The 14,460-nt window shown below is 34.7% G+C and carries 13 protein-coding genes and 2 pseudogenes; 11 read left to right on the forward strand and 4 right to left on the reverse strand.

The features are described from left to right. Positions 1-36: 36 nt before the first annotated feature. Together ACTSKG_RS13955 and ACTSKG_RS13960 are read right to left on the reverse strand one after the other, a co-directional pair. The gene (locus tag ACTSKG_RS13955) at positions 37-1,347 is read right to left on the reverse strand and encodes an arsenic transporter (protein WP_464755161.1); all 1,311 of its coding nucleotides are present in this window, start codon (positions 1,345-1,347) and stop codon (positions 37-39) included. Next, positions 1,347-1,691 (reverse strand): ArsR/SmtB family transcription factor, encoded by a 345-nt coding sequence (locus ACTSKG_RS13960; protein WP_464755162.1) that lies wholly within the window; start codon positions 1,689-1,691, stop codon positions 1,347-1,349. Before ACTSKG_RS13960 ends, ACTSKG_RS13955 begins: the two co-directional genes overlap by 1 nt. A 323-nt stretch (positions 1,692-2,014) precedes the next feature. Here ACTSKG_RS13960 and ACTSKG_RS13965 point away from each other — a divergent pair, with 323 nt between their 5' ends. From ACTSKG_RS13965 to ACTSKG_RS13975, 3 genes are all read left to right on the forward strand, one after another. Then, positions 2,015-2,512 (forward strand): DinB family protein, encoded by a 498-nt coding sequence (locus ACTSKG_RS13965; protein ID WP_464755163.1) that lies wholly within the window; start codon positions 2,015-2,017, stop codon positions 2,510-2,512. 212 nt (positions 2,513-2,724) lie between these two features. Beyond that, positions 2,725-3,348, forward strand: coding sequence for an FMN-binding negative transcriptional regulator (locus tag ACTSKG_RS13970; RefSeq protein WP_464755164.1), 624 nt, complete (start codon positions 2,725-2,727; stop codon positions 3,346-3,348). A 230-nt stretch (positions 3,349-3,578) separates the two neighbouring features. Continuing rightward, positions 3,579-4,037 carry an ankyrin repeat domain-containing protein gene (locus ACTSKG_RS13975; RefSeq protein WP_464755165.1) on the forward strand — a complete coding sequence of 153 codons (459 nt, stop codon included), beginning with the start codon at positions 3,579-3,581 and terminating at the stop codon, positions 4,035-4,037. A gap of 50 nt (positions 4,038-4,087) precedes the next feature. Here the strand turns inward: ACTSKG_RS13975 and ACTSKG_RS13980 are convergent. Continuing rightward, positions 4,088-4,730: pseudogene (locus ACTSKG_RS13980) on the reverse strand (alpha/beta hydrolase). 378 nt (positions 4,731-5,108) lie between these two features. On the opposite strand from ACTSKG_RS13980, the gene ACTSKG_RS13985 reads away from it, so the two are divergent. The 8 genes and pseudogenes from ACTSKG_RS13985 to ACTSKG_RS14020 all read left to right on the forward strand — a co-directional run. Next, positions 5,109-6,227, forward strand: coding sequence for an ABC transporter (locus tag ACTSKG_RS13985; RefSeq protein WP_464755166.1), 1,119 nt, complete (start codon positions 5,109-5,111; stop codon positions 6,225-6,227). Between the two features lie 12 nt (positions 6,228-6,239). Then, positions 6,240-7,433, forward strand: coding sequence for an ABC transporter permease (locus ACTSKG_RS13990; protein WP_464755167.1), 1,194 nt, complete (start codon positions 6,240-6,242; stop codon positions 7,431-7,433). A gap of 23 nt (positions 7,434-7,456) precedes the next feature. Next, positions 7,457-8,365 carry an ATP-binding cassette domain-containing protein gene (locus ACTSKG_RS13995; RefSeq protein WP_464755168.1) on the forward strand — a complete coding sequence of 303 codons (909 nt, stop codon included), beginning with the start codon at positions 7,457-7,459 and terminating at the stop codon, positions 8,363-8,365. A gap of 483 nt (positions 8,366-8,848) precedes the next feature. Then, entirely contained in the window at positions 8,849-9,427 is a 579-nt protein-coding gene (locus ACTSKG_RS14000) for a DNA-3-methyladenine glycosylase I (RefSeq protein WP_464755169.1), read from the forward strand. Positions 9,428-9,771: 344 nt separating this feature from the next. Further along, positions 9,772-10,797 carry an ATP-binding cassette domain-containing protein gene (locus ACTSKG_RS14005; protein WP_464755170.1) on the forward strand — a complete coding sequence of 342 codons (1,026 nt, stop codon included), beginning with the start codon at positions 9,772-9,774 and terminating at the stop codon, positions 10,795-10,797. Next, entirely contained in the window at positions 10,794-11,609 is an 816-nt protein-coding gene (locus ACTSKG_RS14010; protein ID WP_464755171.1) for an ABC transporter permease, read from the forward strand. Before ACTSKG_RS14005 ends, ACTSKG_RS14010 begins: the two co-directional genes overlap by 4 nt. Before the next feature lie 182 nt (positions 11,610-11,791). After that, entirely contained in the window at positions 11,792-12,607 is an 816-nt protein-coding gene (locus ACTSKG_RS14015) for a lipid II flippase Amj family protein (RefSeq protein WP_464755172.1), read from the forward strand. A gap of 180 nt (positions 12,608-12,787) precedes the next feature. Next, positions 12,788-13,276: pseudogene (locus tag ACTSKG_RS14020) on the forward strand (SMI1/KNR4 family protein); the annotation flags it as partial. A 57-nt stretch (positions 13,277-13,333) separates the two neighbouring features. On the opposite strand, the gene ACTSKG_RS14025 reads toward ACTSKG_RS14020, so the two are convergent. After that, a complete protein-coding gene (locus tag ACTSKG_RS14025; RefSeq protein WP_464755173.1) occupies positions 13,334-14,380 on the reverse strand; it encodes an LCP family protein in 1,047 nt (348 codons plus the stop codon). Positions 14,381-14,460 lie beyond the last annotated feature (80 nt).

The raw sequence follows: 14,460 nt of genomic DNA on the forward strand, positions 1-14,460 counted from the left end.
CCTTTGGTTTCAACTTTATATAAAATAATAGTTTATTTAGAAAAACGATAACGAAATATATAGGCCTAATAACGTAATAAACAAAATAGGGACTGTTAACATAATACCTGTTTTAAAATATGTCCCCCAAGATATCTTCACACCTTTTTGAGATAAAACATGAAGCCATACTAAAGTTGCAAGTGAGCCAATTGGTGTGATTTTTGGTCCTAAATCAGATCCAATGACATTGGCATAAATAAGTGATTCACGAATTGTACTGGAAGTACTCGTTTCTGCAATCGCTAATGCATCAATCATCACGGTTGGCATGTTATTCATTAGAGATGAAAGGAAGGCTGCTATGAAGCCCATCGACATCGTAGCTATGAATAACCCTTGTTCTGCGGCAACTTCAATAACGCCTGCTAATACTAGCGTAAGCCCTGCATTTCCAAGCCCGTAAACAACTACATACATACCAATGGAGAAAAATACAATATTCCATGGAGCTCCTTTAATAACTGCTTTGGTGTCAACGGCGTTACTTTTTCTTGCCATTACGATGAAGAAGATTGCTATTATTCCAGCAACTATTGAAACGGGAACATGGATAAATTCGCTGCTAAAATAACCGATAACTAATATGGCAAGTACATACCATGAAAGGTGAAACATTTTTATATCTTTGATAACCTCTTTTGGTTCTCTAAGTTTTGATAAATCATATGTCCTTGGAATACTTTTTCTAAAATAAAATAATAAAACGCTAACGGTAGCTATTAGCGAGAAAATGTTGGGAATAATCATTCTTGAAGCATATTCCACAAAACCAATATCAAAGAAATCAGCAGATACAATGTTAACTAGGTTACTAACCACAAATGGGAGTGAAGTTGTATCTGCTATAAATCCACTAGCCATAATGAACGGAAAGATCATTTTTTCTTTGAAATCCAAGTTTCGAACCATTGCTAAAACGATTGGTGTTAATATTAACGCAGCTCCATCATTTGCAAAAAAAGCAGCGACAATGGCTCCTAACACACTTACATATACGAACATCTTAATACCATTGCTTTTAGCGACCCTTGCCATATGTAAGGCAGCCCATTCAAATAATCCAATCTCATCTAAAATCAAGGAGATGAGAATGATTGCGATAAAGGACAATGTTGCATTCCAAGTAATGTCTACTACTTCTATTACATCACTAATATCGACGACCCCTACTAATAATGCAATGATGGCTCCTCCACAGGCGGACCAGCCTATGTTCAAACCTCTTGGTTGCCATATGACAAAAATAAGCGTAACTATGAAAATCAATGCTGCTAAAATAACTGGTGACAAAATACTAACCTCCATTATTCACACGAGATACGTAATCCCTGGTCTTCTAATTCTTGTAGCTTAAAGTCTTGACTTGGAAGATGATTCATTAAGGTCTGAACTAATGGAAAAACTTCACATTCCTTGTTCAATGAATAGATAATCCACTGACCTCTTCTTGTCTCCCGTATCAACCCAGCATCTTTTAACTTCCGTACGTGTTGACTAATTGCAGGCTGACTTACTTTGAAAATTTCCACAAATTCACAAACGCAATAATCATGCGAATCAAGCATTTTAAGCATTGTTAGTCTAGTTTTATCACCTAACAGTTTTAAAATTGTTGATGCCTTTTCTACTTCAATCGTTGATGTTTCCACAAAAGGACCTCCTCGAAATTTCAAAATTAGCATATAATGATTTAATTATATAGTATTTCACTTATATATTAATTGCAACCTTTTTCTAGTTAAAAAAGTATCCAATGTAACACATTACTTAAAAATACAACATTGCATAGTCATTACTTGTATTTGTCAGAATACTTGCCGTTAATAGATAAGAGACTAAGAAATAGAGTGAATTGTTGGAAGTACTTTAATTCTATCTCAAATTGAGGACAGATAAATTCTAATTAATGAAGATTAATAAGCTACTTAACATATAATAGGGATGAAAGTAGAATAGTGAGGGGAGAAATCACATGGATAAAATAATTACCGACAATTTGTATGAAACAAGAAATAACCTCGTTAAGGAGCTTAGTTCATTAAGCGATGCTCAATTTAATAGTAAGCCTGAAATGAATACGTGGAGTATAGCACAAGTGTGTCACCACTTAGTTTTAGTAGAAGAGGCATCTATAAAGGCTATTGCATGGGGATTAAAAGATAGTACTAAAAAAGAACATAAACCAATCCAACTAATATTATTAGATAGAAAGAAGAAGTTTAAAGCTCCAACAATCGTTGAACCACATGTTGAACCATTTGAAGTACAGAAAATAATTGATTTGTTAAATGATTCAAGAAAAAAATTACTAACTTTTCTTGATACTATAGAAGTTAAATCCATATTGGCGGAAAAATCCATGAAGCATCCTGCTTTAGGTGAATTACCTCTGGATCAATGGATTGAACAGATCTATTTACATGAACAACGACACATAGAACAAATAAAAGAGATAAAAATGACTATTTGAATAATGTTTCCTATAAATAATTTAAACTGCTCGTAGATTTGTTTGTATTTGGGAGAGTCAGAATTAAACGCGAAAATGGTATTTTTCATTTGTGATTTCCTTTGACATGTTTATTTATTTATAACTGTATCTTTTTATGTGTCAGTTTATATATTAATATTAACTCAGAATAAGTGACATATCGCAATAGTGAAATCAAGGAGGAGCCAATCATGTACGTACCTAAATACTATAAAGTAACAGATTTTGATGAAATTAAGGGCTTTGTAAAAGATAATTCATTTGGAACAATTGTTACAACAAAACAAGGTAAACCAATCGCGACTCATTTACCTTTAGGATTTAATAAAATTGGTGATGATTATTTTATAACTGGGCATATGGCTTATGGGAACCCACAGTGGAAAACATTCGATACTGGGGAGGATGTACTCATTATGTTTCAAGGGCCGCATGCTTACATTTCTTCTTCTTGGTATGAGCATGAAAATGTGCCGACATGGAATTATCAGGCAGTCCATATATATGGAACTGCTAACATTTTGAATGAAGAAGAGTTAAAACAAGAGCTAACAATCATGCTTCAAAAATATGAAAGTCATCGTAATAATCCAGTTTTATGGGAAAAATTATCTCCTCAAGTTTTAGAAAAAGAATTAAAAGGAATTGTTGGATTTAAAATTAAAGTGAAAGAAATTCAAGCGGCCTTTAAATTGAGTCAAAATCGTAATGAGAAGGATTATCTTAATATCGTAGAAGAACTGCATGCGGAAGGAGATATTAACTCCCAACAGATGGCCAAAGTGATGGAAAAGAGATTAAGAAGTGAAGGCTAATCGTAGTATATAGGAGGACTGCTTCTCGCATAATATTGAAATCACTGAGAATCTAGGATCCTGCAGTTGACATCAATTTCGTTGAATTTTGAGCGTTACAAAAGTAACGCTTTTTTTTGCGTAAATTGTCAGTTACCATAATAATTAATAAAACCTAAGGAATATAGGAGAAGATAACAATGAAAAAAAGAATCAAAATGAAAATAGCAAAGAGGTATTGAAGGGAAAAGGTGTGGGCTATTTATAATGGTCAATTAGAAAAGGTAAAGAGGATACTTCGTTTTGGAATAGACGTCAACGAAACAGATGACAGAGGTTATACTGCTCTTCACTGGGCTACCCAGGAAAGTGAACTAGATATTATTAAACTACTTCTCTCTGTAGGTGCCAATATAAATACAAAAGACATAGATGGATTTTCCCCTCTATATCAAGCAGCTGCAGATGGTAATATACAAATCGTTGAATATCTTCTAGACAATGGTGCTAATATTGAAATTAAGTCTAATGACGATACTACCCCTTTAATAATTGCTAGTTGTTACAACCAGATAGATACCGTGAAGTTGCTCGTACAAAGAAGTTCGAATATTAATGCAAAAACCGACGATGGAAATACTGCTCTCTCATTTGCAAACGAATATGGAAATGAAGAAGTCGCTACTTTTCTAAAAGAGCAGGGTGCTTAAACAATAAGAATGTCTTAACTCCATCAATATAATCCCATCCTCTTATCTTACTAAATTGCCTTTAATGTTTCCTGAAGCTTTTCCATTACCCTTGATAAAGCTAATATTGAATTTGTTGTATCAGAATCGACGATATACAAAGAATGATTTGCATTTTGGACAACCTCTATCTTTAATGTTGAATTACTTAATTGTTCAATTTGATTTGAATCGAAGTGATGGTCTTTGTCTCCGATGACCAAAAGCCCTTGATGTTCGCTATTTAATATTGAATCAAAAATAGCATCGAACTTTAACAATGGAGTGATTAAAATCATTTTCGACTTTGAAAATTCATTTCTTTTCATAAAGTGATTAGCAATTGGAATTGTACCAATTGATTTACCTAAAAAAACGGTTTCATTATATTGACCATTCTTAAGAACATCCAAAATGACCGGGGTAATATCATCCACCATTATTTTGGATATTTCTTCAAGAGTTGTCTTCAATACATGTTCCATAGGAGTATTGGATATGAACAATATCAATTTTGTTTTGAAGCATTTTCATAGTTGCATAATAGAATAAGGGTTTATCATAATTGTAATTTGAACCTGAAAACATAAAGCAAATTGTTTTGGACCCCGTTTCAATATGTGTATAGCTAATTACATTATCATTCGTTTGTATATCCCTATTATTTTTTTTCATCATTTTCCCCCTCTAAATATATTTATAATATTCTAACATATCCTGTTGAGTCTTTTATAAAATAATCATCCTCTTTATAGCAGAGGATGATTTCACAGTTTACAAAGCCACTCTATTAAATTCGTGTGGTCTTTTTTGTGTGTAACTAGAAGGATTTTCTATAACAAGTGTAGAATGGAAAAAGGAACTCGGAATCTTGTGATTAATAAATAAATTAATAGAACGTTTCTTTAAGTGTTGTGTTTACTAATAATTTCACTTCTTTTTTGAGGGCACATATTTTTAAATTATCCTTTTTTCAGTGACCTCCTTGTTTAAGGAGAAGAATTTAAACTAGTGATTAGAATAGCTTTTTAAAGAATTATTTGGGGGATGGCTATGTGGAAGATTTTAAAGAATTTTTTTATTCTAGAAAAATCAAATAAAAAAAATATTTTTAGTTGTATTATCGTGGCTATATTTGTTTTTGGTATGGTTTTATTTGTGGAAACGGAGGATTTAGGAAACTCAATAAAAGAGCAATCAATTGAATATCAATCGCTTTCTTCGGCATTGATAAAATTTCAAAATGTCGACGCTACTGATAATGGGAATGGCAGCGACATATACAAGAATTTAGTTCTCCAGCAACAAACTGTAGCGAAGAAACGTATGGCAATAAGAATGGATAAACCGGAATTGTTTTTGGATACAGCGCTAGACCTTACGGATTTAAGAGCTAAAGCATTTGATATGGAGGGATATGATAATGTTGCGAGTTATCTACCTTCAAAAATAGAAAATCAATTGGAAAGTGCATTCTATCAATATGTAAAGAAAACGGGAATATCATTATCCACAAATTCCTTATCTTTCTTTCCATTTCTCGCTTATCTATTTGGTGTAATCGGTTCCGTTTGGTTTATTTTCATGAGTATTTATACATGTGGGATTATGATAGAAGAATTCCAACATACGTCATTAATTAAGGGTTATCCTATTATGTTTGATAAATACGTTATAGCTAAATGTATCGTGTCTTTGCTCATTGTAGGTGTATTTCTACTAGAGTTATTTATTTGCAGCCTGCCATTAGTTTATTTTAAGGGATTAGGAAACCCTTCTTATCCTATTGCAATATTTGATGGTATTGTTGGGATTTATCCAATTTACAAATACATAGGTGTCTCAATACTGTATATGATTTGTATATCTATTTTTACTATACTCCTATCAGTAATTTTAAATGTTTTATTGAAGAATATGTATTTGACGCTGTTTTTGGAATTGTTATTATATATTTTCCCTATTTTATTTCCAAGTTTGATGAATCTCGTTCCTTTTAATCCATTTAACTATTTGAATTTTACTAAAATACTGAGCGGACAAACGCTCAATCTTGCAAATCCAGTCATCTTAAATAGCACATATGGACTGATTTATATTGGAATAAGTATTGTCCTAATGGTAGTCGCTGTAAAGTTATTCATGACTACGGGGAAACTAAGAAAGGTTTAGGGGAGTGAGATAATGCAGGCTTATTTTAAGTTTGAATTTATTCAATTTATGAGCAATAAGAAGAATATTGCTATTTATGTCCTTCTACTTTTCTTCTCATGTTATTATGCACTAAAAATTGCTCCAACTTATGACCCTATTGAAAAAGTAGATGTAAGTGAAATCGAAGCACGGTATTTAACAAGAGAAGAATTTCTAAATAATGTTGTGATTGATGATGGGACCCATTATTTGACGAGATTTGCTGCAGAGATATTCCCAGAGTGGAATCAATATGATAAAGAAAGAATAGACACTATCAAACAGCACAATCTGAAAAAGTATGCGGAGGCTACATTTAAGTGGTATGGGTACTCTGATAACGTGATTTTTAACTGGGGAGGTGATATCCTATTCTACAATCCGGGATATTACACGTATGGAAATAGTTTTGCAAGAATGGATGGACACTATGCTTATTTATATTCTGAAATTCGTTATAAAGGATATGCAGAAGGGAAATCGGATTTATCTGTCAATGTTTTCGAGGAAAGGACAGCGTTACAAACATTGCAACGTCTGTTACACACTTTTCTGCCCCTAATTTTCATTGTTAGCTGTATACTCCTTACAGTAGATATCGTGTTAAAGGATAGGCGGAACCCAACACTATTACAAGGGTTACCACTTTCAGATTGGAGAAAGTTGATTGTTAAAGGAGGAGTTTCCTTCCTAGGTAGTATTGTAACAATCATCCCACTTTCTGTAGGACTATTTATAATTGGTGGACGAAATGGGTTTGGTAGTTTTAGTTTGCCAGTTCCAATTTATCATTATAATGAAAAATTATTTTCCAATATAACAATGGGGCAATATCTACTTCAAAACATGTTATTTATTGTATTTTGGTTTTTATTTGTCATTTCATTGCTACTTCTTGTTAGTGTGACGTTAAAAAACGAGTTTGCAAATCTATTGGTAGGTTGCGTGTTTGTTATTGCTGAATTTTTCTACTATGGTAGAGGGATTGGAGTTTTTAGGGATGTTCATTGGTATCCAACGAGCTATGCTCAGGTAGGTCAGATTATTTCGGGATACCGGAACTATCTCTATGGTTCAGAAGGACTTACATTTGGGAGTGGACTCTCCGTAATGGGGTTGTGTACATGTATTTTTCTATTCTTCACTTTCTTAATCAGTAATCGAAGAAAGTTTAAGCTATTTTAGTTTCAATGGGATGGAGGGAAGGTATGATTGAATTAAAAAGTATTGGTGTCCAGTTTTCAGGTAGAGACATTTTAAAAGATGTTTCTGTGTTGTTCAATCCAGGGGAAATTATTGGTTTGGTGGCTCCAAATGGGACGGGAAAGTCAACGCTAATGAATGTCATTATGAATTATGTTAATCCAAATAGTGGGAAAGTTATTTTAAATAATGCGTTAGAATATACAAATAAAAAGAATGAAGTAAAAATCCATCAACTAGTATCCATGATGCCCGATCAAAGTGATTTATACAATCAGATTTCCGGAAAAGAGCATTTAAAAATTTATTCTTCCATGTGGAATAGTAATCCAAAACTGATCGATAGCACAATAAGAGAACTAGGAATGGCGTCCTATATAAATAAGCATACAGGAACATATTCCTTGGGTATGCGCCAAAGACTTTGTTTTGCGATGCAAATAGTATCAGATACCCAAGTCATGTTAATGGACGAAGTGATGAATGGATTAGATCCTACTCATGTCGAACTTATATCTCGAATACTAGTTAAAAAGAAATCCGAAGGAAAAACGGTTATTGTGGCTTCACACTTATTAGAAAACTTAGAGAAATATGCAGATCGCATTTTCTTTATGAAAAATGGAGAGTTACTACTTGTTAATGACCTATCTCCAGGGTTTGATGAAAAGGAAATTACAACTGTTCGAGTAGCGGAAGTGACAGATAAGGTAAATGAAAAGCTTTCAAAAGAGTTTCCAGACACAAACGTACAATTATTGCCAAATGGCGCTACTCTAATAGATGTCCGCGGGTATGATTCAAGTAAATTAGGAAATGTTGTAGAATTTCTTAAAGAAAATCAAATAACTGAGTTTAGTTTTGGGAAAGTAACGTTAAATGACTTGTATTCCATGTATTATCAAGAAGTATGAGGAAATTTAAAAAGTAGAAGATTGATAGAGAATTAGATAATTTCCTTACGTATAAGGTATCATGAATCGTCACATTAGTTTAGGTTTCTAATACCTTAAATAAGAAATCGGTCCATTAGATCGTTTTGAACATATTAACCATTTTAATCAACAATGGAATAAAGCACTTTTAATTGGGGCTTGAATTTAATAACTTAAAGAGTCTTTCAGGGTGAAAAAGTATAATTCCCCTAATATAGTTGTTTTAAATAACGAAATGTTATTTGATATGCTATATTTGTGGGAATCTATTTTGGTATTTTAATAGAACGTATGTGTGATATGATTTTAATATATTTTTGAACTGGTTGATTCACAACCATCAAGCCGTTCTATTTATGTGCTTTGATAAGACTTCGAGTATTTGTTTAACTATTTTTTTAATAGAGAAACTAATTTCTATCGTAATCTGAAAACTTAGAAGAAAATGGGGTGGATTTACAAATGACTGAACGATGCACGTGGGCAACAGCCAAAGAGCCCTTATATGTGGAGTATCATGATAAAGAATGGGGTGTTCCTGTATATGATGATAGGCTGTTATTTGAAATGCTATGCCTGGAAGGAGCCCAAGCGGGTCTAAGTTGGTGGACGATTTTGCAAAAAAGAGAAAACTATCGAAATGCTTTTGATAATTTTGAAGCAGAAAAAATTGTTCATTATTCAGATGAAAAGTTGCAATTACTAAGAGAAGATACTGGGATCGTACGGAATAAGTTGAAAATTCAAAGCGTCGTAACAAATTCAAAGGCATTTTTGAGAATACAAAAAGAGTATGGTTCATTTTCTAATTATATATGGAGTTTTGTAGATAACAGACCTATCGTTAACTATTGGAAGACGATAAAAGAAGTACCTATTACAAACGAAATAAGTGATAACATGAGCAAACGGTTGAAAAAAGATGGATTTAAATTTGTCGGTGGTACCATTTGCTATTCCTATATGCAGGCTGTAGGGATGGTGAATGACCATACATTGGAATGTTTTTGTCACCCTTCTCATGTTGAAGTTAAACTATGAAGTTTTATGAGAGCTAACGTAAAATATTGAATAACTTAGATATTCGGGGTATAAATCGCATGGAGATTCATACTCCGTTTTTTTTTATGCTTAAAAAATTTTCATCCTTTTAAGTTCGCAAATGCAACAACCATCGTGTTCATATCAGTTCATATTCAGTTCATAAATATAGTTTATTATCCTTGTATGAACAATTAAATGAAGAAATATGAGGAGTAACGCCGTGGTGTGAGAAGGAATGGCATGTAAAAATCCGTCCTAAGGCGGAGGGGATTCTCCAGACTAGGGGTCATACAAAAAACTACTTTTGCTAATTAAAATGATGAAAAAAGGGAGGAATTACAATGAGTAATGTGAATAAAAAAGAGCCGAACAATGGTGATTGGGCCATTGAAGCGCGAGGGCTTGTCAAAAGCTTTGGTGACAATCGTGCAGTTGACGGTGTAGATCTGAACGTGCGTACCGGTACTATATACGGTGTGCTTGGTCCAAATGGAGCAGGTAAGACTACCACAATTCGAATGTTGGCTACTTTACTGCGAGCAGACGCAGGTTCAACACGGATTTTTGGGCACGATGTAGTGAAGGAGGCTCATATCGTACGCCAATTAATTGGGGTTACTGGGCAGTATGCTTCAGTCGATGAATCCCTTAGTGCTACTGAGAATTTGATCATCTTCTCCCGACTTCTTGGATTAGGACGTGCGGAGGCACGAAATAAGGCAGAGGAGTTATTGGAGGAATTTGGTTTAACAGAAGCTGCGAAGCGTCCATTGAAAAATTTCTCCGGGGGTATGCGTCGCCGATTGGATTTGGCAGCAAGTCTAATTGCACAGCCACCGCTGATCTTCTTGGATGAACCTACTACCGGGCTAGATCCCCGAACGCGCAATCAAATGTGGGATACTATTCGTCGTTTAGTAAAGACGGGTTCGACTGTACTGTTAACAACACAATATCTTCAAGAAGCGGATGAACTAGCTGATCGGATAGCTGTTATCGATCATGGTCGAGTTGTTGCGGAGGGTACTGTGAATGAACTAAAAGCATCAGTTGGTACTTCATCACTGCAATTGTCCATACAAAATCCAAAGGACATCCAGAACGCCCGTCAGACTGTTGAACGAGTACTCAAAGTACCGTCAGCTGTTTCGAAGGAAATCGGGAAAATTACAGCTCCGATGGCGGATGCAGACCGGGTTACAGACCTGCTTATTGCGCTACGTGAGGCAGGAATTCAGCTAGCCGAGTTGAGTGTGCAGAAACCGACTCTTGACGAGGTCTTTCTGACTATCACAGGCCATGGTGTTGAAGAAAGTGCAAATAACGTATTCAATGAAACCGACAGAACAGGGGAGGTAAGAGCATGAAAAGTACTTCTATTAAGCAAGTTGCCGGCCGCCAACTACGCAACAAAACAAGTTTTAGTCAGTCTATACGCAACTCGCTTACAATGGCCTATCGAGGATTGTTGAAGATTCGCCGCACTCCTGAGCAATTGTTTGATGTCACGCTTCAGCCTATCATTTTCACCCTAATGTTTACTTATATTTTCGGGGGGGCTATCTCTGGAAATGTGCAAAACTATTTGCCGGTTATTATACCAGGAATCCTAGTACAAACCGTAATCACCACCTCAATTGTCACTGGTGTCCAGCTGCGAGAGGATATGGATAAAGGTGTGTTCGACCGGTTCAAGTCACTGCCAATCGCTCGTATTGCTCCGTTAGCGGGAGCCCTATTGGCAGACACTATTCGGTATACAATTGCAACCGTGCTAACTTTCACCATGGGATATATCATGGGCTACCGACCTGACGGAGGAATAGGTCACGTCGTTATCGCTGGGCTTCTTGTCATTATGTGTGCTTGGGCTATCAGTTGGATTTTTGCCTTCTTTGGAGTCATTGCGCGTACCGCTTCAAGCGTTCAGGGAATCTCAATGATTGTGCTGTTTCCACTGACCTTTCTTTCCAATGCTTTTGTACCAGCAGAGACATTACCCCACTTTCTTCAGTTGTTTGTAAAAATTAACCCAATTTCGCATCTTGTAACTGCCGTCAGAGATCTTGCAAACTCTGGTACCATAGGTTGGGATCTGTTCGCCTCTCTCCTTGGAGCTGCTGTTGTAGTGTTTATCTTTGCACCAATCACGGTACGTGCATATATGCGCCGGGCATAGTAAGGTTTCTTGGGGTAAACAAAATCGTTTATAAGTTGTATGTGGAACAGAGAACGCCTTTCAACCAGCTTGCTGATTATAGATAATCAGCGAGCTGGTTTTATTTCCTAATTTATGTATAATAAAAAGAAATTCTTTTAATACATTATAAGGAAGACGAAATCGAAAAGTAGGTTAAAAAAATGGACTTAATTACAGAAAAACTATTAATGATTTCTTTTTTTATCCTAATCATCCATTCCATTGAGACATTGGCTTATGCAGTACGGTTAGCGGGTGCACGTGTAAAATTACTAGCTTCAGCACTGTCTCTTTTTAATTTAATGGTGATGATATCGAGATTAGCGAACATGATGCAGCAGCCCTTTACAGGAAGTTTGATTGATACTGCACCAAAGGAACATACGCTAGAGTTTGTAGAAAACCAATATCGTATAATTATCGGTTCAGCTTCATTAGGGACGCTGCTAGGAATTCTTTTATTACCAACTTTTGTTGCCATCTTTTCACGTGCAATTATTCATTTGTCGCAGGAAAGAGGCTCAATACCTGCTTTATTAAAAAAAGGCTTTAGTATTGAGTACCTAAAGCGAGGAATTAAACATCTCCGTATGCCGCGTATTTCATATTTGAAAGGAATTAGCTGGAGAGATATTCCTCTTAAATTATTTGTTATCAATGTATTTATTACTGCGATCTATACGATTGGTGTGCTTTCCGCTTTATATGCCGCTTTATTGGTACCAGAAAGAGCGACAACAGCGATTATGGCCTCAGGTTTGATAAACGGTGTTGCGACGATCTTACTCATTATTTTTATTGACCCTAAAATTTCAATACTTGCAGACGATGTCATTAATCAAAGAGGAAGCCATCTAAATCTAAAAAGAGCTTCTGTTATGATGATGAGTTCACGTTTTCTAGGAACTTTATTAGCGCAAATCTTATTTATACCAGGGGCAAATTACATCACTTGGTTTACAAAATTCATTGCTTAATGTTTATATTGGGAGCTTTCGTTGAGGCATCGACTTGCAAAAAGTTATCTGATAGCCATACATGAAGGTTAACCAAGAAAATGGTTAACTGGAGAGAGGGATAGTATGAATATTAATAAGTTTATTGAACAGTTCAATAAAAAATAGCCTGATGTTGATAGGTTTGAGGGCGCAACGGATGAAATGATAGCAGTATACGAAAAAATGCTTGGATATCAACTGCCTATTTCCTTTATTGAATTTCTGAAGAGATTTTCTAATGGGATACTCTTATTGGATTGTGAACCAATAGGAGGTGTTTGTAAAAAATCGCCTTGTAGTGACATTCGTAAAGTGAGTAGGATAATCCCTGACATTCTAAATGAGGTATTAATAGTAGAAACCAACGAAATGATTGAATCCACTCGACTTGTCTCATTTACAATGTTTAATGGTGGCGATGCTTCTAACAATCATTGGGTATTCTTATGTGAAGATGGTATCACAAACAATGACTATAGAGTCGGGTTTATTAGTCAGAGATCAAATAAAGTGGTTAAAGTATTAAGCAACTTTGAAGAATGGTTAACAAAATTTTGGGGAAATGATGACGAGGAAGAACCGGGAATTCCTGTATTTCATGCAATTTACCCAGACTATGATGAAAGGGGAGTCATAATAGATTCATAAGGTATCTTCTTTACTCAGCACAAAGAAAAACGAATCAGTCTTAACGACCGACTCGTTTTATTTTCCTTTTGATAAATCGTTCACTTCTTTGTTTGTATTTATATCATTTTGTGCATTTTGTCCAGAGTCATCTAGGTTAAGTTTCAAAATTTCTTTTAATTCGTTTAAGGAATCATCGTCAGGAAAGAAGTACCATATATCCTTCTTTTCTCTCTTATCATATAGTTTTTTATCTATCCCCTCGAGATGTAATTGTTCGACTGGCGATGTTTTTATCTTTTGATACATTTTTATTAATCCTAAATATTCTGAGGTTGGGATATTTGTTTTTACGTTATTGCCAACGTCTCTTATCATGTCATCTATTTTTGTAATATTACTTAGGCTCGTGGCTTTATTTATAACATCTTGAATTACTTGTTTTTGACGTGAATTTCGTCCTTTATCGCCTTCTGGATCTTTTTTACGCATACGTACATAAGCTAGTGCCTCATTACCATTTAAAAACATAGGACCTTTCGTATAAGTTTTCCATTTCAAACTTTCCGTCAGTTGAGCTTTAAATGTAAATGGAACATCTACATCGACTCCGCCTACAGTATTAACAATATCTTCAAATCCTTTAAAGTCTGTGGAAACATAATAATCGAATGGAATATCTAATAGTTTTTGCAACGTATTAATTGTGTAATTTATTCCTCCAATAGAATACGCATGATTTATTTTATCTTCATAGCCCAACTCTTCTATGTAAACCATTGTGTCACGAGGAATATTAACCATCGATATTTTTTGTGTTTTAGGGTTAACCGTTACTACAAGGAGCATATCTGAGCGGCCATATTTTTCTTCCTCTTCATGTTCTATACCTGCTAATAATATTGTAAATGCAGAACCCTCTGCTCTTGGATTCAACTCACCATTATCTTCAGTATCCCCCGGCAAAGGCACAAACATTTTGGATGCTGCATTCTTTGTTTCAAGAGACAGTTTAATTGCAAAAACGATTACACTAGATACTAGTAGCATGGAAACAATAAGTATAGTAAATAAAATTTTTCTTTTTTTCGTAGATTTAAGTTTGGTAACTCGTGTTGAAGCCATATTTTTCCCCACTCTATTTGTGAAATATAATATTAACAAATTATACATAATATTCTTACACATGTATATGAAAAGTCATA

Source organism: Psychrobacillus syltrankelensis (assembly GCF_055454035.1).